Below are 26,276 nucleotides of genomic sequence, written 5' to 3'. Positions count from 1 at the left end.
GCGATGCGCCAGTCTCATGCTATATATAATGAAGAAAAGGGTATTTTAATTGGAAGTTTGGCAGCAGGAGAAGACCTGCTGCTAGGTATTTTAAAGCAGTGCGAAAAATATAACATTCAAGCAGGTTCGTTTCAATGCATGGGTTCGCTGGAGTCTGTTCATTACTGTATGTTTGGGAAAGACTCGAATGGAGAACTAACGTACACTAGTCCCATTAAAAAAGATAAGCCAGTCGAGCTATTAAGTGGAACCGGTTTCATTGGGGTGAAAGAGGACAACCGTCCGGATATTCATTTTCATGGTGTGATGATTGACGAACACGGGAAAATTCACGGCGGTCATTTTCTAGAAGGAGGCAACACTGTAGCGATTACCATTGAGTTTTCCGTGACAGTTGCCCCTAAAGCAAAAGCTGTTCGGGAACTGATTCCGGGGACGAAGTTTAGTGTGTTTAATTTTTATGGGGAGGAGGCTCAATAATTGGAAACGATCGCATCCTATGCAAAAAAGACGTTTCGGACATTTAAAGATAAACCTGCCGTGAAATATAAGGGGATTACGTATACTTATGGCGAGCTGGAGGAGCGGACGTACAAGCTTGTGTCGTTGCTGCAGAACAGAGGGATTAAAAAAGGCGACCGCGTGGCGATTTTGATGTCTAACCGTTCGGAGCATATTGAACTTGACCTTGCCTGTGCGTTTGGCGGTTTTATCAAGGTGCCGCTCAATTACCGCCTGCATCCGGAGGAACATGAATACATGCTCGAACAATCAGGTGCTGTCCTGCTGATTGGGGAACAAGAGTTGCTTGAGGCGATTTCAAGCACGATTGCCAAAATTACGGTTGGGGACATGTATGAGGGGCTGGTTGCTGAAGAATCTGTTCAATTCCTCGAAGAAGCGGTCAGCGAAAATGACCCTTTTGCCATTATGTACACATCCGGTACGACCGGAAAGCCAAAAGGAGTCACCCTGTCACACCGCAATATTGTCGCCGGGGCGTTGTCACTTGCGATGGCATGCGAAATCGGCTGGGATGACGTCATTGGACATGTCGCACCACTGACGCACGGCAGTAATTTTCTTTCTCATGCCTCTTGGCTGTTTGGATTAACCCAGGTGATTTTTGAAAAATTTGATCCGGAAGAGTCCCTGGATGAGTTGTACCGGGAGAAGGTAAGTGTGATTTTCCTCGTACCAACGATCGTGAACCTTCTTATTCAAAGTCCCAATTTTGATGCTAGTAAACTCGTACATATTAAAAGCATTAATATGGCTGGGTCGCCAATTGCGGCTGCGAAATTACAGCAGGCTTTGGATTTGGCTGGGGATAAGTTTGTTGAAACATACGGTCAGGTGGAAGCACCGATGGCGATTACCATTATGCCGCGGGGGGAACTTGGTGAACATTTAGAATCCTGCGGTTTAAGCGGACCTTTTGTTGAAGTGAAATTAGTTGATGGCAAAGGGGGGGAGGTTCCTCAAGGCGAAGTGGGCGAGGTGATTTGTAAAGGCTCGCTCGTGATGCAGGGATACTGGAATAACCCGGAGGCTACGGCGGACACTTTACGAGACGGCTGGCTGTACACCGGCGATTTAGGCTGGATGGACGAACGCGGTTTTTTACATTTAGTCGACCGCAAAAAAGAAGTCATCATCTCCGGTGGAATGAATATTTACCCACGGGAAATTGAGGAAGTGTTAAATAAACATGCTTCTGTGAAGGAAACATGTGTCATCGGGCTGCCTGATGAAAAATGGGGTGAAATAGTAGCTGCATTTATTGTAATAAAAGAAGGCCGAACTGCATCAGAAGAGGATATGCTGGAGTTATGTAAGCAACATTTAGGCAGTTATAAAAAGCCAAAGGTGATTCAATTTGTCGAGTCGTTGCCAAAGAGCTCGTACGGAAAGATTTTGAAGAAGGAAATGAAAAAGCTGTATGGGGGTGTTCATCAATGAATCATGTGACCGTAATTGGAACGGGGATTACCAAGTTCGGAACTATGGCCGATAAATCTCTGAAACAATTGCTTTTGGAAGCTAGTTTCGAAGCTTTGAAGGAAGCCGGGTTTCCAACGGTAGACGCGGTGTTTATCGGGAATTTCATGTCCGGTCCGCTTGCCAATCAGGAGATCCTCGGATCGCTTATTGCCCATGACTTAGGGCTGGGACCAATTCCGACGGCAAAAATGGAAGGGGCCTGTGCTAGCGGAGGAATTGCATTCCGTCATGCCTGCGAAATGATTGAAGCCGGTGTGTATAATACGGTTCTTGTGGCCGGCGGGGAAAAAATGAAGCAGGCGGATACGAATGTGGTCACGTCTGCGATTAATGCCGCGATGGATACCGACAGTAATGAGAAGATGGCGGGCCTATCCTTCCCAGGATTTTTCGGGCTTGTGGCCAATCGTTATTTTTACGAAACAGAGGCTTCGAAAAAGCATTTGGCAATGGTGGCGCTGAAGAATCGGGAATATGCGGTCCAAAATTCGATTGCCCAATATCGCGATCCGGTAGCATTAGAGGAAATTTTAGCTGCCCGAATGATTACCGAACCGCTAGGGCTGTTTGATTGCTCGCCGATTACCGACGGGGCTGCTGCAGTAATATTATCACGGGGACAGTCGGGGATTCGGGTGATTGCTTCCTCCCAGGCTTCCGGTCCGACACAGGCGCAAGAAGTGGAGGATTTGTTGACAATTGGTGCGATTAAAAAATCCGCTGAACTAGCTTATGAACAGGCTGGACTTGGACCTGACGATATTGATGTGATTGAGCTGCATGATTGTTTCTCCATGACGGAGATTCTCGCTTATGAGGCTCTAGGACTGGCTGCTCGGGGCGAGGGCTGGAAATTGCTCGAGAACGGTGACACGAAGCATGGCGGCAAGATTCCGGTTAACACAAGCGGCGGATTGCTTTCACGCGGTCATCCAATCGGGGCGACCGGGATTGCACAAATCTATCAAGTGGTCCAGCAATTGCGAGGGACGGCCTGCAACCAGGTGGACGGAGCGAGAATCGGTTTAGCACAAAATTTAGGCGGGACAGGGTCCTATTCTACTGTCCATATTTTTAGTAACGGGAGGTAAGGGGCTATGAAACTATCAGTACATGTTTGTGAAGAATGCGGGAACACAAGCGTTCCAGCGCGGCTCATCTGCCCTTCCTGCCGCGCCGTGGGTTTTAGGATAGAAGAAATTGAAGGCACAGGTTCGGTCTATACCTTCACTAAAATCAACATCTCTTCCGTCGAATTCAAACACCTCACACCCTACTACGTCGTACTAGTAGACTTAATCTCAGGCGAAAGAGTCACCGGCCGAATAAAAGAAGAAATCCAAATCAACGACAAAGTAGAACTAGTAGATATTGAAGAGGGAGCCTACATTTTCAGGAAGTGTGGATGATGCATGTGGGAGTGATACAGACCAAGGGGGGAGCCTCTTGGTTTTTTGATTTCATTGATACTAAGGTAAGCAGGATTAGGATATTTTTATAAAAGAATTTAGTGATTTTGTCTGTTTAATAAAGGGGTGTGGTGTTTGACGGGTAAAATGACAAAACAGACGGGTAAATTGCGAAAATTGACGGTTAAAATCTAAATTTTGACGGGTAAACAAAGAAAACAAACGGGTAAGAGGGAAGTAATAAACCAAGGGAAAGTGAAATCCCTTGGTCTTTTGTTTTTTTATGGAACAAGGTTTACCGCCAAGGTGGTCTCCAGGAAGGTACCCCATACTGCCCGTAAAAGGAAGTAGGGTATTGCGAAAATGGTGTGGTGTGATTTTGGTGGTTAGACTGAGGCAAGGTAGGGTAGTGCTGTGGTGTATGACCATGGGTATAGTGGTTATATTGTGCCATACAGCCGCCGCCAGGTTGTCCGGGATGTGGGCCTGTTACAATATGATGTGTCAATTCTTACACCTCTTTCAAAAGTTTACTTTATTGTATGAGCGAACAAGCATTGCGTGTCCTTTTAGGGATGTATGAATATGCCCTTTTTTGGTGATACACAAGAACCGTCCCCGTGCATCACCTATGACCAGGTGGGGAAAAAATATTCAAATAGATTCTTATAAAACTCAAAACTTTACATAAAATTCACAAAGCTTTACATTCTATTAATCCAACATTAATAAACAAGAATTATTCTTAGATATGTAGAAACTAGATAATCTAAGGGGGAGTTTTTCAATGAATAAGAAAAAGATGGCTAAAAAAGGTACAGCTTTCGCTTTAGCATTGGCTTTAACGATTCCTGCTCTCACACCAGCGGCGGCTGCAGGGAACAGTAAAGTAAAAATTGACTCTGTGAAATTTAATGGAATGCAAGCGCCCACTACAATCAACCAAATGGTAGATACATATTCAACTGCCTCTGTTGATGTAAAATACAGCAACGGAAAAGTGAAAAGATTTCCGCTTACCTATAAAAAGCTTTTTAAATCAGAAGATAAAGTGGCAATGAACAATGGAGAAATGATTTCTGCAGGTACCCCGATTGATTACTATGGTGACCCAATCATGGATCATAGCGTTCCTGGAAAACCGACACCGTTTGTTTCCGATGCACCGGATTCCAATAGCTTACTAAATCCGATTAACGGAAAATTGTACATGGTTACACACTATGAATATCAGACAATAGATGCTGCCGGCAACTCTGCCTACGGTGTTGTGCCAGCCTCCATGTCACTAACAACATTAGATCAAGATGAGAAAACCGGAGAGCTAACAACCAAAGAGGTTAAGAAGATTGACTTTTCCGCTGTCAACGGACTTTGGATTCCTTGTAACGGTTCTCTTTCTCCATGGAATACCCATTTAGGGTCGGAAGAATATGAGCCAGATGCGAGAAAATTTGAATTTGATGCTAAGTCATCAGCAAGAACTCAGGTTGAAAGCTTCGCCCAGCTTTACTTTGGTGATAAATCAAAGGCAAACCCATATTTCTATGGATATATCCCTGAGATCCAAGTAAAGAAAAACGGTAAAGTAAAAGTGGACAAGCATTACAGTATGGGGCGTTTCTCACATGAATTAATGAAAATGATGCCGGATAACCGTACTGCTTACTTTGGGGATGACGGCGGCAACACAGGCTTGTTCATGTATGTGGCCGATAAAGCGGAGAATTTAACAGCTGGTACGCTATATGCCGCGAAATTTAATCAAACTGGAACAGAAAATGGCGGTTCAGGAAAATTAGACTGGATTAAGCTGGGGCATGGCACTGACAAAGAAATTAAGCAGCTTATTGATAATGGAATTAAATTCAGTGACATTTTTGAAACGTCCGAAACACCACAAGAAGGATTTAAAGCCATTAAGCAATATTCCTATGGTAAAACAGAATATATAAAACTGAAGCCAGGGATGGAAAAAGCGGCTGCATTTTTAGAATCCCGCCGCTATGCAGCATATCTTGGTGCGACAACCGAATTCAATAAAATGGAAGGTGTCACTTATAACGCCAAGGATCAAAAGGTGTATATCGCGATTTCCGACCAAAGCGGCGGTATGGAAAAGGATACTTCAGGATCGGGACTTCCGGATGATATTCAATTGCCAAAAATTAAGTCTGGTGTAACCTATCAATTAGATTTAAATAGTGGACAAAAAGATCAAAACGGCAGCGGAATTCTTAGTAAATATGTAGCGACCTCGATGTCTGGTTTAGTTGCAGGGGAAGACCTCGCAACTCCTGATGCCTATGGAAATACCGCAAATGTTGACAAGGTGGCTAATCCTGATAACCTTAGCTTCTCGGAAGAAATGAGAACTTTATTTATCGGTGAAGACAGCGGCAAGCATACCAATAACTATGTGTGGGCGTACAATGTAGAGACAAAAGAGTTATCACGTATTTTATCGAATCCTGCAGGTGCGGAAGCCACTGGCTTGTTCGCAGCAGATGATCGTAATGGTTTCTCCTATATCATGAGTAACTTCCAGCACCCAGGAGATGAAGTGGACGGAAAAGATATTACTGCTGTAAATAAAGAAGAGTTATTAAATGCGTTGGAAAAAGAAATTGGTATTAATAAAACAGGCGGTATTGGCTATCTTTCAGGCCTTCCATCATTTACAAATATGCCAGATTTCACACCGCCTGCGGCTCCAGCCATTGACCGTGTAACGGATCAATCCACATCGGTGTCTGGAAAAGCTGAAGCAAATGCAACTATTAAACTTTATATTAATGGTAAATATCAAAAGAGCACCGTTGCTGATAAAAATGGCCACTATAAGTTTGTCATTGTAAAGCAAAGTGCAGGAACAGAAATAAAGGTTACGGCAACTGATGAAGCTGGAAATGTAAGCACCGCTAAGAGTTTGAAAGTAGTCGATAAGACAGCACCAGCTCGCCCTTCAGTCAATAAAGTAACCTCTGAATCTACTAGTGTTATAGGAAAAACAGAAGCGAATGTAACGGTTAAGCTCTATATCAATGGAAAATACCAAAAGAGCACCGCTGCTGATAAAAATGGCCAATACAAATTTGTCATTTCGAAACAGCGTCCCGGAGCAGAAATTAAAGTGACGGCAACGGACAAGGCTGGAAATGTAAGTAACGCAATGAGTATAAAAGTGGCCGATAAGACAGCACCGGCTAAACCTTCAGTCAATAAAGTAACATCTAAATCTACTAAGGTTACAGGAAAAGCTGAAAAGGGCTCAACTGTTTATATCTATCATGGAAAATCATATCTAGGCAAAGCAGTTGCCGATTCAAAAGGCAACTATTCCGTAAAAATCAAAGCAAAGAAAAAAGGCACAAACTTAACAATCTACGCTGTAGACAAAGCCGGCAACAAGAGCAAATCTGTTTCCGTTAAAGTGAAATAAGCTTTGGTGTCAGGCACCACTCGTGGACATTTGTACGCGTGGAGTGGACAGTTAAAAAAGCATAGGAAATGTTCTCCCCTCTAAAAATATCAAAGTGTCATCTACTATCCTAAAAAATGGATGGGGCTGGCACTTTCTTTTTTGGAGGGAATATTTGTATAGGAAGGCACCTGGATTAGGGGGAAGCAAGGCAAAACAAATGAGGGATGATGAAATGAGCACCAATCAGTGGAATGTGTATCTGGATGCCATTGATGCTGCATTTGAGCAGGGGATGGCGGCGAAGGAGGTTGTTTGTTCGATTACGACGGGTTTCCGGGTCCTTCCCGCACTGCGGAATGCGCCGGGGCTGAACCCGTACCATGCATCTGTGGCGGATGTCGGTTATGGATTTGATGCCGTAAGAGGGACGATTCAGCGGCTCCGTCACGGTGAAACGATTCCTCTAGCGAAAGAAATGCTGGTTCTAGATCTTGATACATTGCGAATCAGTGAAAAACAATTAAGTCCAAACTTTGAACTTGTGGCTGAAAAAGCAACACCCGAAACCTATTATTTAATTGAGCAAAGTCGTTACTTGAACGGAGTTATTGGTGAAAAAATCAGGGAGGCGACCATGTCCGGTAAAGCGATGCTTGGAGCGGAATGGGACGTGATTTTAAAGCGAGTCCAAAGGATTCAAGCGATCCCGCGGCTTTAGCAAAGGGATCTTACAAAAGGGAGAGTGGGAAAATGTCACAAGGCCCTTCTTTAATTTTGAGTAATGAGGAACAACGAGTATTGTTGGAATGGTGGGAGGCAACGGAACGAGGCGCTGTTGTGGTTAGAAAGCTTGTATCATTAATCACCGAACTGAGGCTCCACCCCGAATCAAGCCGGGCAGACGGAATGATTCTTTTATACCGTGCTGTTTCAGAGGTTTCCTACGGCTACGCCGGGATGAGGGGCTGCATCCGCCGTATTTTTGCCCGTGAGAATTCCGAGTTTTTAAGGAAAAATATCTCCAGATGTCACGGCTTTGCGAGGAAATTTTCTGTTGATACAAAGCTTCTGCTCGAACGGGTCGCCGAACAAATCAGAGGAACGGCAGCCCTTGAACTTGTTGACCGAATCCGAAAAACACTACAGGAAAACGACACCATCCTATCGGAAATTGAAACAAAAGCAGATGCATTTATAGGAAATGTATAAGGTATAATTTTGAATGGTACCTTGGACGGGTAAACAAGAAAAAGTGACGGGTAAATTCAATTTTTAGATGGGTAAAACAAGCAAACAGACGGGTAAAGGTGAATATGCAGTGGGAAATCCTCAAGATAGAGTAATTTCCCACTATAATCAAATCTATATGAGCATACTTATAAATTTAATAAACAAAAAACATCAAGACGGTTGTAATCAAACCAACCCATACGCTTAATAAAATGCAGTAGCCCATGATGTGGCGGATGTGCAGGCCGACGACGCTCAGGATGGGCAGGGCCCAGAATGGCTGGATGAGGTTGGTCCAGGCATCGCCCCATCCAACGGCCATGGCGGTGATGGCCGGGTTCACGCCAAGCTGTATGCCTGCCGGGACTTGCAGCGGTCCCTGTAATGCCCACTGCCCGCCCCCAGAAGGTGCAAGGATATTCACCAATCCAGCCGTCCAATAGGTGAAAATATCAAATGTATCTTTGCTGGCAACAGACGTCATTCCGTTGATAATCGCTTCTGCAAGCCCCGAACTCCCTAAAACAGCAATAATCCCCGCGTAAAATGGGAATTGAAGAATAATCGGTGAGATGGCTCCTGCCGCCTCTTTGAATGCTTTAGCATATTGAAATAAAGACCGATGCAAAATAAGTCCAAGTGACAAAAACAACATATTAATCATGTTTAAATCCAAATCTTTGCCGTTCACGAACCCATAAACGATGTACACCAGACCAATTAATCCAGTGATGATTCCGAGAACCGGGGTATTTTCCAAACGGGCAGCTGGAGCGTCCACCGCCGTTTCACTCGGCGTATCCTCGATGTCAGCTTTTTTTACGGGCGGGTTGTACGGAATAATATCTTTTTTCGGAGCCATTAGTACGATAAAAATCGGGATGGTGATTAATAGAGCAAAAAAGATAATGATCGTCCCCGGATGAAAAATAGTTTCCGATGTTGGAATGACTCCCATAACCTTTTCAAGAAAATGCCCCTTTGTTGCCACGGTTAGACCAATCGAGCTTGAAAGTCCCGCTGTATATAGGACGGTCGGTGTATAAGCAGCGGCAACCAATAATGGAAAATGGGCATTTTTGTTCCGTCTTCCAACCTCCCGGGCCATGATTGCCCCCACAACAACCGCGAGTCCCCAATTAATATAATAGGCCAGAGAAGAGATTAGAAAAGTAACGACGTAAGCCTGGTTGGCTGTTTTTACTTTGGAGGCTAATGCTTCCAACAGACGTCCGACAGCCGGAACAGAGGCTAAGGTCATACCGGTCATTAGCAAAAGCACCATTTGCATTGTAAAAGCGAGATAAACCCAGAAGCCGTCTCCAAACGATTGAAACAATTCCATTGGCGCCTGCGGCTTCATGAAAAAACCAACCACAAAAACGAACAGAGTCATCAACACAGCGATTACGAAGGCATCCGGAAGATACCTCTCCACCAGCTTCGAAAACCTTCCAGCCATTCTATTTAACATCGAGCTCACTCCCCAAAATTCGTGATGTATCTGTCAGTACATGCTATGGAGCGGACAAGCAGGATATTACCAGCAAGAAAATATTAGGGACTAATTTACTAGTTTATTCCAGTAAGAGGAAGAAAAGGGTGCCATACTTCTTTTTTTCACTATTTCCAAATTGTTTCGATTGATTAAAGCTATAGTTTCATATATCATGAATTCGAGATAATTTTTAAAAAGGAGTTTTTAATATAATGAATGTATTAGTAGTAAAAGCAAATAATCGTCCAGCTTCTCAAGCTGTTTCTAGTAAAATGTACGAAACGTTCATGGAAAATTTAAAAGGTGTGAACGTTACGACCTATGATGTGTTCGCAGAGGACATGCCTTACTTTGGTCAAGATTTATTTAATGCTTTTGGTAAAATGCAATCTGGTGAAGAGCTTACAGATATTGAGCAACGAATTGTTGCGGCAAAACAAAAAGCTATGGATGCCCTAAAAGCAGCTGACGTTGTCGTATTTGCTTTCCCATTATGGAACTTAACCATCCCAGCTAAATTACAAACGTTCATCGACTATGTCTATGCTGCTGGATTCGCCTTTAAATATGATGAAAATGGTCAATTAATCAGCTTAATGCCTGATAAAAAGGCTGTTATTCTAAGCGCGCGCGGCGGCATCTACTCTACACCAGAGACTGCACCAATGGAAATGGCAGCAACCTATATGAAAAATGTATTCGGCGGCGTATTCGGCATGGAAATCATTGACGAAGTCATCATCGAAGGCCACAACGCAGCCCCAGACAAAGCTGAAACTATTATCGCTGAAGGCTTAGCTAAAGTTGCGGAAGCTGCTAAAAAATTATCAGCTGTAACTGTTTAATAATACATGGGGACAGATCTCTTAACGGGTTCCCATACCTAACTTAAACAACAAAACGAGTGTCATATACAATTTGACACTCGTTTTTTATTGACATTAATTGGGGTGTTTACCTTAAGAAAAAGAGCTGCCCTAAAAAGGAACAGCTCTAGTGAAATAATACTAGTTCTTGCTAGGAGAAAAGCAGGTTACATTAAATATTATCGTCTTCCTATCAAAAATTGTTTAGCTTTTTTTAAAAATAATTTTTGCATCACAACAAAAATGATAAGAGTGCTTTTATTCTAATATGTTGTAAGCTTCCTCAATGGAATCCACAAATATACCAGGAAAGTTAATTTTCTTTACACAATTTTCAACCTGTATTCTTGAAGCTAAAGAGGAAGGTTTAATAATTATTACCTTTTTAAAATTAGCTATCCAATATAATTTTAAAACAAATTCAATATCATCCACTACATGATCAGCAACTTTTTCTTGTCCACGACCATCAATGATTAATTTATATCTTGAAGGGTTAATAGTATTTACAATCGTTTGAAACTCGCTCAGATATATTTTTGCATCTTCCACTTGAAAGAAGCCTTTTACCTTTACAAAAAAAATGCCTTTTTCTTCATCCAATTTAAAGGAATATAGTTTAGCCATAGGTTTTATTCTCCAAAGTGATTAAAATATTCTACTTTGGTACTATCATACAAAAAACGACTCAATTCGACAATCCTGTATAACTTATTTAGACTAGATTCTAGTTTTTTATTACAGAATACACGTGAATCTATTCACTTAACCTAACGGCAAATACTGTGAAAAAGTAGCAGAAGAACCCCCATGTCTTACTGCACAAGGGTTGGACCGACTAGGGTTTCGGGGTTTTGACCAAGAGCTAGGAGGCTGAGTTTGGCGTAGCCGTTTTGTTTGTATTGGGCTAGGATGTCTTTTAAGCTTTGGATTTCAGCTTCGTTTTTGAGCTGCTGGATTTCTTTTTTATATAGGCGAAGGACAGAGCCGTAGACAAAGTCCGGAGTGTTTTCGCCGGGTTCTTCATCCATTAATAAGCATCCCATGTATTGATATTTGAAATGCAAAGCTCGTGTCAAATAGATCATATCTATAAATTTTCCAAAAAGCTCCGGATGGTTTCGTTGAAAAACATTTAGTTCAGCTTTCGCCGTATTTAGCTCGTTAATATTTGATAAAGTAAGCATAATGAAATTCCTCCTATTATTTATCCCAAGGTTTTTCCAATGAAATGTAGGCCGCAAGTTCTTTACTTTTCTTTCTTCTTAATTTCCGGATTTCGGCTCTTTCTTTCGCAGTTTCATAAAGGAATTTTTCCTCTTCGGTTTCCGGAATCACACCCGGCACCGGAACAGGCATTTTGTTTTCATCAAGAGCGACAAAAGTCAAAAAGGCAGTGGCAGCCACGCGGCGTTCACCTGTCCCGATATCTTCCGCAATGACTTTGCAGAAAATTTCCATTGACGTTCTGCCTGTATAGGTGACAAATGATTCCACACAAACGGAATCTGTTTGATGAATCGGACATAAAAAGTCGATTGAGTCGGTTGAAGCTGTTACACATTCCTTCACCCGAGAATGTCTTCGTGCTGACAATGTGGCGGCATCGTCCAGCTTCTTCATTAAAATTCCGCCAAACAAAGTATTATAGTTATTTAAATCACAAGACAATACTTGTGCTGTATTCACAATCCGACTTTCACTTGCTTTTTTTGCATTCATATTATTACTTCCTTTCGTAAAAACCCTATATTCACGTTGGAAAAAGGATTTTTTGTTACGAAACAAGTGTAAGCCCAATGACAACTAATGTAAAATGGTTATATTTTATCCAAAGTATAGATGAAATCTATGTAAATGCTACCATTGATGCAAAATGTAAATAGTATGGTAATAAAAAAAGACGGCTTTTTCATGTATTGAAAAACCGTCTTTATCTTTTTGCCAGCTCTTGTTTAGTAAAGTTAAGCCACTCTTTGGCCGCGTAAGAAAGATATTGTTCTTTGCTCCAAATGATCGCCAAATGCCAGGAAATCGTTGGGTTCACCACCCTGATCGCCTTCACATTTTTCGGCAGATCGTGGGAAATACTTTCCGGCAAAAGTGCAATTCCAAGCTGGTAGGACACCATTTCCTTTATAAAATTCTGCTGCGAGCTTTCAGAAATAATCGTCGGCTGAAAACCGAGGTTGTTGCATGAGAGGATAATCCGGTCGTTCAAGGCAAAATCTTTATTAAACAAAATAAAGGATTCTTGGGCCAGCTCGACTAAATTGACTTCTTCCCGGTTCGCTAATGGATGTGATTCAGGAAGGATGAGCATCAAGTCTTCTTCTAGGATCGAAAAATAATCAAACAGTTCGAGCTTCGTTGGCAGCACAACAATCCCGACATCGAGCAGATTATTTTGGACGGCTTCCTCAATTTTTTTCGAGCCGTCTTCGACTAATTGAAAAGTAATGCCGGAATATTTTTCGTGAAATTTCCCGACGATTTTAAGAAAATCATGGGCATCGAAAATCGGCGGCAGCCCGATGCGTATATGCCCCTTTTTCAGGCCAAACAGGTTATCAAGATCGGTACTTAAATTTTTCATCGCATGGTCGACCAGCTTCGCATGCTCCAGGATAATCCGCCCGGCATCCGTCAAGGCCAGCTGCTTCCGCGAACGGTCAAACAGCACAACCCCAAGCTCTTCCTCTAAATTCTTAATCATCTTACTAATCGTCGGCTGCGTAATAAACAACTCATCCGCTGCCCGCGAAAAACTATTCAACCGTGCTACCTCAAGAAAATACTGCAAATGCTTAATATCCATATCCGTTTCACTCACCTTTGATATGCTGCATGGGGACGGTTCTTCTGCCTTATGTTAAGGATGATGCAGGTTGAACCGTCCCCGTGTTTCATTGGAGGGCCCCGACGTGTTTCCTTGCTCTGTCCACATAGTTTGTGAAGATGCCGTCTACGTTCCAGTTGATTAGTTTTATCATATCGGTTTCGTTGTTGACAGTCCAGCAATGGACAATGAGGCCGTGGAGGTGGGCGGTTTTAACGAATTGTTTGTTCATGTTGAGGTAGTTTGGGCCAACGCCATCTGCGTAACCGGAGATTTCCGAGAGGTTCATTTTGGCCGGTTTTTCTCCTAATTGAATCAGAACCAGTTCTGGAGCTTTTCTCCGCAAGTATTTTAAGGTTTCGGGATGAAATGATTCTATGACTACCTTCCCTTTTTCAGCCTGTGTCCCGATTAACTGATACGAACGTAGAACCTTCAGCAATTCATCAGCCATTTCCGGAAATGGCTCCAATTTTTTTATTTCAATATAATAATTCATCGATGTGCCGAATGCTCGAAAAACCTCGTCTACAGTGGGGATGGAAAGTCCGTTATAATACGGTTTTGCTTTTTCGGGAAACTTTTGATTAAACCATGAGCCCGCATCCAACTGTTTAATTTCTGCAAGTGTCAGCGAATTGACCTTCCCGCGTCCGTTTGTTGTCCGGTTCACCCGGTCATCGTGAATCGCAACAAGTTTTCGGTCCTTTGTCATCTGTAAATCCAATTCCAGATAATCTGTCCCTTGTTCCAAAGCGAGCTGGTACGCTTCCATCGTATGCTCCGGCGCATGACCGGAGGCGCCTCTATGTGCAATAATTTCCACTTTTCCGTCATTATTATTAGCAGCCGTTGCCACTATAGGGCTCACGATTAAACATAATAGAAAAATTAACCGCACTAAATCATCACCATTCATTTAATTTGAAGATTTATTATTTCCAATTGAAGCAGACTATATGTAGATAAGGTATTGGGCTTCTAGCTAATACGAATCTTTTGTTTGGTTCGTGAACATTCTTCCTTATATTCCTTTTAATGTTAAATACCTATTGACCAAAGATAGTTACGGTGTTTTAATAGGATTATAATGTGGTTGGGTCACTGAACCATTATCAAAGAAAGGAGTTTTCTTATGAGAGTTTTAATTACAGAAATCATATGGAATGAAGGGATTGAAGAACTCATTAATCAGGGTTTTGAAGTTGATTACGATGAAACCCTATGGAAAAAGCGTGAAAAACTTCTTGAAATGGTGAAAGATTATGATGCCATTATTGTTCGAAACCAAACGAGGGTTGATTATGAACTGTTAGATGCCGGCATTAGGCTTAAGGTCGTCGGCCGTCTGGGGGTGGGGCTCGATAACATTGATACCACGGCAGCTAAAAAAAGAAATATCCAAGTCGTCTATGCCCGCCATGCCAATGCTACCTCTGTAGCTGAATATGTCATGACGGCGATACTTAGTGCTAATCGCCCATTATATTTTGCTGATAAAGATATTAAAGCAGGAAATTGGGATCGCAAAAAATTTACCGGTCGGGAAATTGCCAATAAAACAATCGGTTTGATTGGCTTAGGGGAAATCTCCCACCGGGTTGCCAAGCGGGCTCTCGCTTTTGGGATGACCGTTATTGGTTATGATCCTTACATTACTGAGAATGATTTTATTGTTACCGAAACTGGGGTTCAAGTAAAAGAATCTTTAGAAGAGGTTTTATCAGAATCTGATTATATTTCCATCCATGTTCCTCTTACACCTGCTACCCATTATTTAATTTCTGAATCTGAATTAAAATCAATGAAAACTTCAGCCTATATTATTAACACATCAAGAGGCGGGATTATTAATGAAACGGCATTAGCTTCAGCCTTAATTAACCATACTATTGCCGGGGCATTTCTAGATGTGCTTGAAGTGGAGCCAATATCCTCGTCTAATAAGCTATTATTCTGTGAAACTGCTATGATCACTCCGCATATTGCCGGACTTACTCAAGAGTCCCAAATAAGAACTTCTGTGTTAGTGGCAAAGGAGGTAGGAAAAATAGTAAAAGGTGAACATTCTCTATGTACAATATAGAGAAAAAATTTTTAGAAGGAATTTTTAGAAAATTATAATATTATTATTGACGAACTGTTCCTAAAGTGGTTTAATAAAAATATAGAAATTGGTTGGGTCACTGGTCCAATTATAAGGAGGCTTTTAAATGGTTAACAATCAGGCAAGTACTCTATCGGAGAAGCAGGCGGAAACAGTTACCAGCACACACAAGTTTTTAATTCATCATCGCGGTGATCATGTAGGAGTAGCTACAAGCGAGATTCTTCAGGGGGAAAAGGTAGTCGGCATTTATATGGATGATAATACTGATGTGGTCGTAACGGCAAAAGGAGATATTCCTTTAGGCCACAAAATTTCCTTAGTCAACCTGGAAAAGGACGAACCAGTATTGAAGTATGGTGTTCAGGTAGGAATCACAACTGAAAAATGGGAAATAGGCGACTATGTTCATACTCACAATATTAAAACGGCGAGGTGGTAGGAAATGGTACAATTATACGGATACCGCAGAGAAAATGGAAAAGTAGGAATTCGAAATCATGTAATTATTTTACCAGTAGATGACATTTCAAATGCTGCTTGTGAAGCAGTTGCTAAACAAATTCAAGGTACACTTGCATTACCACACGCATACGGCAGACTTCAGTATGGTCCAGATCTAGATTTACATTTTAGAACAATGATTGGAACTGGATCCAACCCTAACGTAGCAGCTGTTATCGTTATAGGAATTGAAGAGAATTGGGCGAAGAAAATTGCTGACGGAATTGCTGAAACTGGTAAACCAGTATCCTACTTCTCTATTGAAAGAAATGGTGATTTAGAAACAATCCGTGCGGCTTCCTGGAAGGCGAAGGAATATGTTCAATGGGCCACTGAGCTACAAAGAGTACCAATTGAATTAAAGGATCTAACAGTAAGTATTAAATGCGGTGAATCTGATACAACGACTGGCTTAGGATCTTGTCCGACTGTATCACAGGCTGTTGACCGTTTAGTTGATGCTGGCGCAACTGTTTTCTTCGGTGAAACATCAGAATTAACAGGCGGCGAGCATTTAATAAGCGAGCGTATGGCTACTCCTGAATTACGTCAGCAGTTCATGGATATCTACAACGATTATGTTGGGGAAATTGAATCAAAAGGTGTTGATTTACTAGGTTCCCAGCCTACTCAAGGAAATATCGCTGGTGGTCTGTCAACAATTGAGGAAAAGGCCTTGGGCAATATTGCCAAAACAGGATCAAAAGAAATTATTGGCGTACTTGATCCTGCTGAAAAGCCGGAGAATGGAAATGGCTTATATTTCATGGACACATCCTCTGCAGCAGCAGAATGTATTACCTTAATGGCAGCTGGGGGCGCGGTTCTTCATTTATTCCCTACTGGTCAGGGGAACATTATCGGTAATCCAATTGAACCGGTTGTTAAGATCACGGCAAACCCAATAACTGCGGCGACAATGAGTGAACATATTGATGTGGACGTACAAGGGCTACTTTCCCGGAAGATTTCATTGGAAGAGGCCGGAGATCAGCTAATGGAAATGATTTGCCGTACTGTGAATGGCCGTTTGACAAGTGCTGAGGCATTAGGACACCGCGAATTTGTCATGACAAAATTATATCGAAGTGCATAATTTTTCTAGTTGACGGAATGTAGAAAAGGATACTGTAACGCTTACAATTTCTCCCTACACATTTTGATGTGTGGGGAGTTCACTTTTTACTGATAGATTTCCCCAAGGCATTTATAGCACGAAAAAAGAATAATTATTGAGGAGTTAATCAATGAGAACTTTTAGAGCAATTGATCTAAAGTGCTTTTGTGAAAATTTGCTTATCAGTTCAGGAATGAATTCTGAGGATGCAAAAGTTGCTGCTGATTCTATCGTAAAAGCCAATTTAGAGGGGGTTGCCAGCCATGGAATTAGCCGGCTCCCCATCTATGTAAGACGGTTTCGTGACGGGCGGATTAATGTAAATCCCGACATTCAAATTGTCCAGAAAACTGCTTCTGTGTTACTTGTTGATGGAAATAACGGGCTGGGGCATGTTGTCAGCCATCGAGCAATTATGAAAGGAATGGAAATGGCAAAACAAAATGGGATGACAGCAATTGCAGTCAAAAATAGCAATCACTTTGGGACTGCTGCTTATTTTTGCCAGCTCGCTTGCGAGCAAAACCTTGCCTGTATGGCTTTTACGAATTCTCCCCCAGGAATTGCTCCATGGGGAGGGAAAAGTGCCTTTTTCGGAACAAATCCCATTGCATTTGGGTTTCCAACAGGAAATGATCAGCCGGTCATTATTGATTTATCCACTAGTATTGTTGCTAGAGGAAAAATTATCTTAGCAGCTAAACAGGGGGAAGAAATTCCGGATGGCTGGGCTATTAATGAAGATGGTGAGCCGACCAATGACCCGGAAGCAGCCCTAAGAGGTTCTGTACTTCCATTAGGAGGTGCAAAGGGGTCAGCGCTAGCACTGGCAGTAGAAATCCTCACAGGTATTCTCTCAGGTGCTGCCTTTGGTCCTCATGTGAATAATCTTTATGATGACGAGGAAACGGAACCAGCCAATGTAGGGCATTTTTTCATCCTGTTGGATATTGATAAGTTTATGGATTTGTCGATCTTTTTTAAATCTATGGAGAACCTTCTGCATGAGATGAAGGAAGTACCACTGGCTCCCGGGAAAGGAGAAATAAGGTATCCAGGTGAAAGACGGAAAAGAGAGAGAGAATTGCGTCTTTTGGAAGGAATCTCCCTATCAGCTAGTGTTGAAGAAGAACTAATGAACATTGGGAAGGATTTAAGCGTCAAGTTCCCGGAACCGCTATATTTTGAAAAAATTTAATAAATCATGTAAAAAGGCTGTCTTTTGAACAGCCTTTTTTTCTGTATTTTTCTTAAGCCAAACAAATATTATAAATCCTTTGGACTTGTTTCTGATATTGAACGCTCCACACTTTCAATATGTTCTATCATATATTTTTGTGCTAGTTGAGAATCTTTTTGTTTGATGGCCTGTAAAATCTTTGTATGTTCCTGGATAGATTGTATGGCACGGCCTGGAATTTGTATCGACTTATTACGTGACTCAGATAATAAATCAATTAAATAGTTCATAATATTAACGAGGACCACATTATTGGATTTATTGGCTAGTGTCATATGAAATTTATGGTCTAATTCGGCTAGCCTTTGGTAATCAATCGTACCATTTACAATTTCATTTGCTTCGTCTACAATCTGCTCCAATTCAATAAACTGACCTTCATCAGAGTTTTCAATCGCCCATTTTACCGTCCATTCCTCGAGAATTTTTCGAACAGAGAAGAAATCTTTAATATGACTGGATGAAACAAAAAAAGCTTCAGTCATTTTTTGGATTTGATGTTCTGGGGAAGCTACAAATACTCCTGTTCCATGTTTAACGGTGAGGTATCCGTATGCTTCAAGAATTTTATAAGCCTCCCTTACCGTATTCCGACTTACGGAAAGTTCGATGCCCATATCCCTTTCTCCCGGGATTCGCTCACCTACTTCGTATTCACCCGCTTGAATTTTTTCTTTAATCCTGTCTGCTACTTGTTCCGAAATTCCTTTTCGATTAAATTGCTTGCTTTGCATTTATACCCCCAGCCTCCTTTTTATTTACGAATCTGATATTCTTTACTTCGAAGGTGTTAATAAAAGGGCAAACCTTGAAAGTTTTATGTTCATTTTACCGTAACGAAAACTTAGAAATTGTGTGAATTAGTACAGATATTTGACATTTAAAAATCTCAGGTTGAATAAGAGGAGCAATATATAAAGTATTCGTTTGTTTCTTAGCCGTTCAAAAGCAGGTAAAATTGGCATAGTGGCCCAACCAATATAAATTCATTAAATCATGTTTAATGTGATGAATCAATTAAATTTTTATCTAAAATATATTGATTTTTTAGAAAATTAAAATATAATTAAAGAGAACTGGTTGGGTGACTGAACCATAGAGCAGAATTTAATCATCGGTTCCGGGATGTTTTTTAAAAAGATGAAAAGGCTTACAAATGAATAGGGAGGATAGAAGATGAAAAAATTGTCTGTACTGATTCTAATGGTGTTAACGGTTCTCTTTATTAGTGCCGGCTGCTCGAATACGGCGGCAGGTAAAAAGTCAAAAGCTGAATATGTGTTAAGGCTGGGACATCTGCAAACGGAAACCCATCCTTATCATAAAGGGGCATTAAAGTTTAAAGAATTGGTTGAAAAAAAGTCAAATGGAAGAATTCAAATTGATATTTTTCCAAGTAGTCAGTTAGGGAACGGCCGGGACCAAATTGAAGGGGCCCAGATTGGCTCTATCCATTTTCATATTGGATCTGTTGCACCAGTTACCAATTTTGCCCCACAATTCAATGTATTGAATTTACCTTATTTATTTGAAAGCCGTGAACAAGCATTCAGAGTGCTAGATGGCGAAATTGGTCAGCAGATTTCAGCTAACTTACCGAATAGGGGGTTAATGAATTTAGGTTATATGGAAAACGGCTGGAGACATATGACCAACAATGTGAGAACATTCAAAACGGCGAAAGATGCTGCTGGTTTGAAGATTAGGGTCCAGGAATCCCCTCCTTATATTTCCTTCGTCAAGGCACTGGGTTCTACTCCGGTACCTGTACCGTTTGGTGAATTGTATACGGCGCTTGAGCAGCATGTTGTCGATGGGCAGGAAAACCCTTTGGCGCAAATTTACTTGAACAAATTTCATGAAGTGCAGAAATACCTTACATTAACCTACCACAATTATGATGCCGCAGTATTTATTATGAGTAAGACTACATTTGACACACTACCTAAAGACCTTCAAAAAGTGATAACAGAATCTTCAAAAGAAGCCATTCAATATGAAAGAAAAGTAGCTTTAGAGGATGAGAAAACCCTGCTTGATAATTTAAGAAAATCGGATATCGAAATAGAGGAACATCCTGATTTAGATTCCTTAAGAGAAGCGGTAAAACCAGTATATAAAGAATTTCAAGATTCTATCGGCAAGGATTTATTAGAAAAAATAGAAAAACTAAAGCAGCCATAAAACTGCTTGTTCAAACGGCTTCAATAGATGGAAAGATATAGCCCCAAAAAGTCGGTTTTAAAAAAATTATTTGGAGGTGCCTTATAATCATGAAATTTCTAACAGTGTTAAGCCAAAAAATAAATAAAGCCAGTCGATTTCTACTGATTGTACTTTTCGTGATTGCCTTTGTAGCTGCTGTATACTCGGTGTTTTCCCGTTTTGTATTGCAAAGTTCTTTTATGCGGAATATGCTTCCAATGATTGATTTCTCTGTTTTTAATTTTAGCTGGATTGAAGAACTTATTCGCTATTTATTTGTATGGATCGTTTTTCTGGGAATTGGACTGGTTTATAAAAGTAAAGAACATGCACAGGTGGAAATTTTACATCACTATCTGCCTGAAAAATTTAAAGGCAAACTATTAGTCGTCATAGAAGCTGTTAATTCTGCGGTATTTTTGTTTCTAATTGTCTTTGGCTGGAGAATCTTGAAATTTACAAGCCAGCAAATATCTCCATCAATGGGACTAAATATGACGCTAATTTATTGTGCAGTTCTTATCTGCTCCATTATTTGTCTCATTCATGCTGTTGTAAATATACTTGGCTTGCTGGAAATAAAAAACCAAAAGAATTCTGCACCAATCGAAACAATAGAAGAGATGCCGATTTAATTTATTAAAGGAGGGGTTTGAATGACGGTTGCTTTAGTTGTCCTTGTTGTTTTGTTTTTATTTATGTTTATTGGCGTCCCAATTGCAATTTCCCTAATTTTAGCATCCATTTCGGGATTTTTAGCTAGCATTTATTATATTCCATTAGAAGTAGTACCTCAAAGACTAATTACCTCTGTAGACTCTTTTCCACTTCTAGCTATTCCTTTCTTTATGCTGACGGGTGAATTTATGATGTCCGGCAGTATGGGACGAAGAATTGCAGCCTTTGCGTTTGCATCTGTTGGATGGGTCAAATCCGGGTTAGCGCAGGTTTCTACCTTAACAAGTATGTTTTTTGCAGGAATTTCTGGTTCAGGTGCAGCAGATACAGCGGCTGTAGGTAAAATGATGATTCCAATGATGGAACAAAAAGGTTATGATAAAGGTTTTGCTGCTGCAACTGTTGCAAGTGCGGGAACCATCGCTGTTGTTATACCACCATCGATTCCCATGATTGTTTACGGGGTAACGGCAGGAGTTTCAATTGGGTCTTTATTTACCGCAGGTATCGTTCCTGGGATTTTAATCGGTTTATCGATTATGCTGTTAAACTATTGGTTGACCAAAAAGAATAACTATTCCGAGGAAGCAACGAAATTTGAGTTCGCAACTTTTAAAAAGACATTTTTTGAAGGTATATTGGCTTTAATTTTACCTTTATTTATTATATTCGGGATCAGAGGAGGTATATTCACCCCAACAGAAGCCGGAGCTGCAGCTGCTGCCTATGCTTTTATTATTAATAAGTTTGTCTACAAAGATATGCAGTGGAAGGATGTGCCTGAAGCATTCATTAAGGCAGGCAAAATGACAGCTATGGTTGTGTTTATTATTGCAGCTGCTAACCTGTTTGGATGGCTGCTGACAGCGGAGCAAATCCCGCATCAATTGGTACAGCTTGTATCAGGATTCTCTGATAATCGCTACTTAGTACTTTTAATGTTCACCGTTATATTTTTTATTGCAGGCTGTTTCTTAAATGCTTCGGCCGCTATTACCATCTTAACACCATTATTATTACCGATTGCCATTGCCGCCGGAATAGATCCAATCTTCTTCGGTCTGATAATGGTAGTTAACCTGTCCATAGGACTTATTACTCCGCCGGTAGGGTTAGACTTATTTGTGGTAAAAGGTATAGCAGATGTTTCTTATGATAAAATTATTAAATCTGTCATTCCATTTATTATCGTCATGGTAGTGGATTTGTTAATTATTACATTCTTCCCTGCGATATCCATGTTTTGGGTTTAAGAAATGTGACGCAGGGAGCGGACTTGTATAAACACCAGAAGGGGTATATCTCTCAACATGGGGGAATTGCTCCTTTTTTTGTTAGCAAATTCCTTGATTCAAATGCCGCCATTTACCATTATGATTCATAACTTCTCCTAGTAGGGGAATAATTTACATATCGTGAAATGATGGTGATGATAGGATGAAATGGTTAAAAAGGAAGAGTGTTGATGAGGGGATGGAAAAGAAAGATTGGATACAAACATTAGCTAAATCCAAAGATTTTAAAAGTAGCTATTATTGTAATCAAAAAACAAATGTGCAATTTTGCCTTTCATTTTTCTCTACTTTAGTGGATGAGGAAATCGTTCAGCAAGGAATCCTTTCTCCTTTATTAAGAAGTGATTTTCATTCCATGGATGATTTAAAGAAAGTTATTCCACTAGAAGATATTCAAATTTGTGATACTCCTTCCAAAATTGAAGAAAATTTATGCAACGGCTTTGTGCTGCTGACAATTGAAACAGAGGAAGAGCGGTATGGTTGTATTGCAGCCAAAAAAGAAATTGTTCGTTCTTTAACACCACCCGAGGTAGAGATTTCTGTTGTCGGCCCAAAGGAAGCCTTCGTAGAATCCATGGAGACAAATTTAAACTTAATCAGAAGCAGATTGCCAATAAAAGAATTAATTGTGGAAGAATTTACAATTGGAAGTCTTTCTAAAACAAAGATTGCTGTCTTACATATTGAGGGTATTACGAATCAGGAGAATGTGAATACTGTCAGGCAGCGTTTAAAAGATGTTGAATATGATGCCATTACGGACAGTTCTTATATCGTACAGATCATATCGGATAACTCGAATTCACCATTTCCTCAGTTACTCGATACAGAAAGACCAGACAGAGTCGCGGCGGTTTTGTCCGAGGGGAAGATCGCCATTATTGTAGATGGTTCACCGCATGCTTTGATTACGCCGACTACTTTTGTTAATTTTTTCAGTGCCTTCGAAGATTATTTTTTAAATTGGATTATTGCTTCATTTTTCAGATTGCTTCGGGTGTTTGCCGTTTCTTTTTCCGTCTTGGTAACCCCGCTTTATGTGGCAGTCCTTACGTACCACTATGAAATTATTCCACATGATTTATTAGGTACATTAATATCATCAAGGAGGATTGTTCCATTTCCGCCAGTCCTAGAGGCGTTATTTTTGGAAGTGACGATTGAATTGTTACGGGAAGCGGGGGCAAGGCTGCCGACGAAAGTAGGACAGACTATTGGTATCGTGGGAGGGATTGTCATTGGGACTGCATCGGTTGAAGCAGGTCTAACAAGTAATGTGCTTCTCATTCTTATCGCACTTGCAGCTCTTGCCTCCTTTACGACACCGATCTATAAAATGGGCAATACCATCCGTGTCCTTCGCTTCCCTTTTTTGTTTTTTGCTCACCTATGGGGATTGATTGGTATCGTATTTTGTTTTTGTATTTTATTGGCCCATTTAATCCGACTTACCTCTCTTGGCAGGCCGTTTTTGGAGCCTTTTTATCCACCAAGAGTGATCGACCTAAAGGATTCCCTGATCAGGGTTCCTTTTAAAAACAGTGCAATAAGACCAGAATTTTTAAGAACGGAAAATCCCATACGTTTTAGTAAGAAAAAGGCAAAAATGAAAAAGGATATTGAGGAATGAATACAAGAGAAGGTGATGCCATTATGCAAGCGCAAACCATTCCTGACAGGCTGAAAATTTCCCCTTTCTTAATCTTTTATGCGATTATGTCCATGCAAATCGGACTTGGTGCGTTTGACTTTCAGCGGAGAATTGCTAAAGATTCCGGCTACGATGCCTGGATTTCTATTTTTTTTGTAGGTGCCTGCCTTCATATTATTCTTTGGATGATTTATAAAATTACGGAAACTGTTAACGGAGATATCGTGGCAGCCCATACGTATGTTGCGGGGAATTTTCTCGGGAAGCTATTATCACTTCATTCTATTGGCTATTTCCTTTTGCATTGTTTGGCTACTCTTCGAACTTTCATTGAAATTATCCAGGTTTGGGTGTTTCCTGAAATAAACATTTTCTGGTTCACTTTTAGTTATTTACTGCTTTGTATGTATATTGTATTTGGCGGACTAAGAACAGTTGTTGGAATTGCGTTCTTCAGCCTCGTCTTGCCTGCCTACCTATTGTTTACATTTAGTTTTAATTTACCATTTTCTAACTTTGAAAGTTTATTGCCTATTTGGGATCATTCCATAAACGATCTATTAAAAAGTTCCTTTCACATGACACTTTCCTTTATAGGATTTGAAATCGTACTGTTCCTTTACCCATTTATTAAGGAGCCACAAGAATCAAAAAAATGGGCACACTTTTCCTTGTTCACTACCACTCTTTTATACGGGGTTTTTTCGGTGTTAACTTTTGCCTATTTCTCGGAAGAACAGCTGCAAAAGTTATTGTGGCCAACATTAACGATGTGGAAAATTCTGAAGCTATCGTTTGTAGACCGCTTTGAATTTATTGGGATTGCAAACTGGAATTTAATTATCCTCCCCAATGTGTGTTTGTCAATCTGGATTGGCTCTAGGCTAGTGAATAGAATTTTTAATATCAGGCAGAAAAATGGGGTGTACCTGTTCGTTATAGCCCTTTTGGCCGCCATCAATCTTATTCATACACGGGAAGGGATTGAACGGTTAAACATTCTTGTGGAGAAAATAGGATTTGCCTTCACGGTGCTGTACATTCCGCTATTATTCCTTGCGGTCCAGATTACAAAGAAGGTGAAGCAAAAATGAAAAGGTTAATTTTTGTTATAATCACACTGTTTCTGCTGGCGGGATGTATTGAAAAAAAAATCATTGATGATATTAATATCGTCACTGGTGTCGGATTTGACTATTTAAAAGATAAACAACTAATCGGCACTTTTCTTACCCAAAATTACAAATCTGATAAAAGCATCAGTAACCAAACGTATTCCTCTAAAGCTGTTTTGAGAAGAGATCTTTTAATAAATGCGAATAGACAATCTTCACAGCCGCTTGTTACTGGCGGTTTGGGGGTTACAATCATTGGGGAGGAGCTTGGCAAGAGAGGGATTAAAGATCTATTAGATCCGTATCAAAGAGATGTTTCCATAGGGGCCAGAAACTTTTTTGTCATCTCTGAAGGAAAGGCTCAAACTATATTACAAGGACGTTATGGAACAGAGGGAAGTGGCGATTATTTATACAACCTTCTGGATTCTCACGTGAAAGGTAGAGATTTACCCAAAACGAATCTCCACTTGTTATTATATGATTATTATCAAAAAGGAAAAGATATTTACCTTCCTCAACTGAAACAAATAAGCGATGATCAGGTCGAAATAAGCGGGATTAGCCTGTTTAGAGGCGATAAAGCAGTAGATATTATTCCAGCCGAAAAGATGTTTTTTTTTAAACTGTTGGTAGATAAGTATAGTAACGGCAATTTTTCAGTCTCAAAGGAAAAGGGCGAGAAAGCATCTGTCAGAAGTATTCGCTCCATCCATAAATTTGAAATTTCAAAACAAAATCCTTCCCAAGTAACGATTCAAATTAAAATTAAGGGAACAATCCAAGAATATACAGGAAAGAAACTGCAAGAGACAAAAGAAATAGAGATGGTTCAGAAAGAATTAGAAAAGGAAGTGGAAAAGGAATGCTTACAGCTAGTAAAGAGATTCCAGGCTCAAAACATCGACCCGATTGGATTAGGACAATTTTATAAAAGTAAGAATCGGGGGTTTGACTTCAAAAAATGGGAAGACGATTATAAAAATCTAAATGTTAAAATAGACTGCAATGTCACTATTGCTGGTACAAGCACAATCAGTTAATCATTGGGACGGTTCTACCGTCCCGCCAAAAACGCATTTATTTCCTTG

The 26,276-nt window shown here is 40.6% G+C and carries 26 protein-coding genes; 18 read left to right on the top strand and 8 right to left on the bottom strand.

Annotated features, from left to right (window positions below):
* The first annotated feature begins 3 nt into the window (after positions 1 to 3).
* Genes A6749_RS08795 through A6749_RS08780 form a run of 4 tightly spaced genes read left to right on the top strand, consistent with a single transcriptional unit; the run spans position 4 to position 3,413 of the window.
* A complete protein-coding gene (locus tag A6749_RS08795; protein ID WP_066388217.1) occupies positions 4 to 480 on the top strand; it encodes a PPC domain-containing DNA-binding protein in 477 nt (158 codons plus the stop codon).
* A complete protein-coding gene (locus A6749_RS08790; protein ID WP_066388215.1) occupies positions 481 to 1,962 on the top strand; it encodes a class I adenylate-forming enzyme family protein in 1,482 nt (493 codons plus the stop codon).
* Entirely contained in the window at positions 1,959 to 3,095 is a 1,137-nt protein-coding gene (locus A6749_RS08785) for a thiolase C-terminal domain-containing protein (RefSeq protein ID WP_066388208.1), read from the top strand. The genes A6749_RS08790 and A6749_RS08785 overlap by 4 nt, the downstream gene beginning before the upstream one ends.
* Before the next feature lie 6 nt (positions 3,096 to 3,101).
* Positions 3,102 to 3,413, top strand: a complete 312-nt coding sequence (locus A6749_RS08780) for a Zn-ribbon domain-containing OB-fold protein (protein WP_066388205.1) — start codon at positions 3,102 to 3,104, stop codon at positions 3,411 to 3,413.
* A 295-nt stretch (positions 3,414 to 3,708) separates the two neighbouring features.
* On the opposite strand, the gene A6749_RS28055 is transcribed toward A6749_RS08780, so the two are convergent.
* On the bottom strand, positions 3,709 to 3,921 hold the full coding sequence (locus tag A6749_RS28055) for a hypothetical protein (RefSeq protein ID WP_153043015.1): 213 nt from the start codon (positions 3,919 to 3,921) through the stop codon (positions 3,709 to 3,711).
* Between the two features lie 279 nt (positions 3,922 to 4,200).
* Between A6749_RS28055 and A6749_RS08775 the strand changes: the two genes are divergently transcribed.
* The 3 genes from A6749_RS08775 (at position 4,201) to A6749_RS08765 (ending at position 8,046) form a co-directional block, all read left to right on the top strand.
* A complete protein-coding gene (locus A6749_RS08775) occupies positions 4,201 to 6,855 on the top strand; it encodes an Ig-like domain-containing protein (RefSeq protein ID WP_153043014.1) in 2,655 nt (884 codons plus the stop codon).
* A gap of 154 nt (positions 6,856 to 7,009) precedes the next feature.
* Positions 7,010 to 7,555: a hypothetical protein gene (locus A6749_RS08770; RefSeq protein ID WP_236719640.1), complete on the top strand. Its 546-nt coding sequence runs from the start codon at positions 7,010 to 7,012 to the stop codon at positions 7,553 to 7,555.
* A 32-nt stretch (positions 7,556 to 7,587) separates the two neighbouring features.
* Positions 7,588 to 8,046, top strand: coding sequence for a hypothetical protein (locus A6749_RS08765; RefSeq protein WP_066388202.1), 459 nt, complete (start codon positions 7,588 to 7,590; stop codon positions 8,044 to 8,046).
* Between the two features lie 175 nt (positions 8,047 to 8,221).
* Here the strand turns inward: A6749_RS08765 and A6749_RS08760 are convergent, their stop codons facing one another.
* Positions 8,222 to 9,541: a short-chain fatty acid transporter gene (locus A6749_RS08760; RefSeq protein WP_066388198.1), complete on the bottom strand. Its 1,320-nt coding sequence runs from the start codon at positions 9,539 to 9,541 to the stop codon at positions 8,222 to 8,224.
* A 236-nt stretch (positions 9,542 to 9,777) separates the two neighbouring features.
* Here A6749_RS08760 and A6749_RS08755 point away from each other — a divergent pair, with 236 nt between their 5' ends.
* Positions 9,778 to 10,410 (top strand): FMN-dependent NADH-azoreductase, encoded by a 633-nt coding sequence (locus A6749_RS08755; RefSeq protein ID WP_066388196.1) that lies wholly within the window; start codon positions 9,778 to 9,780, stop codon positions 10,408 to 10,410.
* A gap of 279 nt (positions 10,411 to 10,689) precedes the next feature.
* Here the strand turns inward: A6749_RS08755 and A6749_RS08750 are convergent, their stop codons facing one another.
* The 5 genes from A6749_RS08750 to A6749_RS08730 all read right to left on the bottom strand — a co-directional run bounded on the left by A6749_RS08750 (position 10,690) and on the right by A6749_RS08730 (position 14,171).
* Entirely contained in the window at positions 10,690 to 11,058 is a 369-nt protein-coding gene (locus A6749_RS08750; RefSeq protein WP_066388194.1) for a hypothetical protein, read from the bottom strand.
* Positions 11,059 to 11,246: 188 nt separating this feature from the next.
* Positions 11,247 to 11,618 carry a hypothetical protein gene (locus A6749_RS08745; protein WP_066388193.1) on the bottom strand — a complete coding sequence of 124 codons (372 nt, stop codon included), beginning with the start codon at positions 11,616 to 11,618 and terminating at the stop codon, positions 11,247 to 11,249.
* Between the two features lie 16 nt (positions 11,619 to 11,634).
* On the bottom strand, positions 11,635 to 12,153 hold the full coding sequence (locus tag A6749_RS08740) for an acyl-CoA thioesterase (protein WP_066388191.1): 519 nt from the start codon (positions 12,151 to 12,153) through the stop codon (positions 11,635 to 11,637).
* Between the two features lie 211 nt (positions 12,154 to 12,364).
* The gene (cidR, locus tag A6749_RS08735) at positions 12,365 to 13,249 is read right to left on the bottom strand and encodes a cidABC operon transcriptional activator CidR (protein ID WP_066388189.1); all 885 of its coding nucleotides are present in this window, start codon (positions 13,247 to 13,249) and stop codon (positions 12,365 to 12,367) included.
* A gap of 88 nt (positions 13,250 to 13,337) precedes the next feature.
* Positions 13,338 to 14,171, bottom strand: a complete 834-nt coding sequence (locus tag A6749_RS08730; protein ID WP_161487127.1) for a glycerophosphodiester phosphodiesterase — start codon at positions 14,169 to 14,171, stop codon at positions 13,338 to 13,340.
* Positions 14,172 to 14,405: 234 nt separating this feature from the next.
* On the opposite strand from A6749_RS08730, the gene A6749_RS08725 reads away from it, so the two are divergent.
* From A6749_RS08725 to A6749_RS08710, 4 genes are all read left to right on the top strand, one after another.
* Positions 14,406 to 15,356, top strand: a complete 951-nt coding sequence (locus tag A6749_RS08725; protein WP_066388178.1) for a hydroxyacid dehydrogenase — start codon at positions 14,406 to 14,408, stop codon at positions 15,354 to 15,356.
* A 127-nt stretch (positions 15,357 to 15,483) separates the two neighbouring features.
* Entirely contained in the window at positions 15,484 to 15,819 is a 336-nt protein-coding gene (locus tag A6749_RS08720; protein ID WP_066388176.1) for a UxaA family hydrolase, read from the top strand.
* A 3-nt stretch (positions 15,820 to 15,822) separates the two neighbouring features.
* Positions 15,823 to 16,977: a UxaA family hydrolase gene (locus tag A6749_RS08715; RefSeq protein WP_066388174.1), complete on the top strand. Its 1,155-nt coding sequence runs from the start codon at positions 15,823 to 15,825 to the stop codon at positions 16,975 to 16,977.
* A gap of 151 nt (positions 16,978 to 17,128) precedes the next feature.
* Positions 17,129 to 18,196, top strand: coding sequence for an Ldh family oxidoreductase (locus tag A6749_RS08710; RefSeq protein WP_066388169.1), 1,068 nt, complete (start codon positions 17,129 to 17,131; stop codon positions 18,194 to 18,196).
* Positions 18,197 to 18,264: 68 nt separating this feature from the next.
* Here A6749_RS08710 and A6749_RS08705 read toward each other — a convergent pair whose 3' ends face one another.
* Positions 18,265 to 18,972: a FadR/GntR family transcriptional regulator gene (locus A6749_RS08705; RefSeq protein WP_066388161.1), complete on the bottom strand. Its 708-nt coding sequence runs from the start codon at positions 18,970 to 18,972 to the stop codon at positions 18,265 to 18,267.
* A gap of 442 nt (positions 18,973 to 19,414) precedes the next feature.
* Between A6749_RS08705 and A6749_RS08700 the strand changes: the two genes are divergently transcribed.
* From A6749_RS08700 to A6749_RS08675, 6 genes are all read left to right on the top strand, one after another.
* Complete coding sequence (locus tag A6749_RS08700; protein WP_066388155.1) at positions 19,415 to 20,422, top strand: TRAP transporter substrate-binding protein; 1,008 nt, start codon at positions 19,415 to 19,417, stop codon at positions 20,420 to 20,422.
* Positions 20,423 to 20,511: 89 nt separating this feature from the next.
* Complete coding sequence (locus tag A6749_RS08695; RefSeq protein ID WP_066388151.1) at positions 20,512 to 21,078, top strand: TRAP transporter small permease; 567 nt, start codon at positions 20,512 to 20,514, stop codon at positions 21,076 to 21,078.
* A 21-nt stretch (positions 21,079 to 21,099) separates the two neighbouring features.
* Positions 21,100 to 22,374, top strand: coding sequence for a TRAP transporter large permease (locus tag A6749_RS08690; RefSeq protein ID WP_066388139.1), 1,275 nt, complete (start codon positions 21,100 to 21,102; stop codon positions 22,372 to 22,374).
* 184 nt (positions 22,375 to 22,558) lie between these two features.
* Entirely contained in the window at positions 22,559 to 24,049 is a 1,491-nt protein-coding gene (locus A6749_RS08685) for a spore germination protein (RefSeq protein WP_066388137.1), read from the top strand.
* Positions 24,046 to 25,164: a GerAB/ArcD/ProY family transporter gene (locus A6749_RS08680; RefSeq protein ID WP_236719639.1), complete on the top strand. Its 1,119-nt coding sequence runs from the start codon at positions 24,046 to 24,048 to the stop codon at positions 25,162 to 25,164. The genes A6749_RS08685 and A6749_RS08680 overlap by 4 nt, the downstream gene beginning before the upstream one ends.
* Positions 25,161 to 26,228 (top strand): Ger(x)C family spore germination protein, encoded by a 1,068-nt coding sequence (locus tag A6749_RS08675; RefSeq protein WP_066388133.1) that lies wholly within the window; start codon positions 25,161 to 25,163, stop codon positions 26,226 to 26,228. Before A6749_RS08680 ends, A6749_RS08675 begins: the two co-directional genes overlap by 4 nt.
* The last annotated feature ends 48 nt before the right edge of the window (positions 26,229 to 26,276 follow it).

Origin of the sequence: Neobacillus mesonae (assembly GCF_001636315.1) — a bacterium.
In the GTDB taxonomy this organism is placed as follows: Bacteria; Bacillota; Bacilli; order Bacillales; family Cytobacillaceae; genus Neobacillus; species Neobacillus mesonae.
Note: the sequence above shows the minus strand (reverse complement) of the source record. Positions and strands in the feature narration are given on the sequence as shown.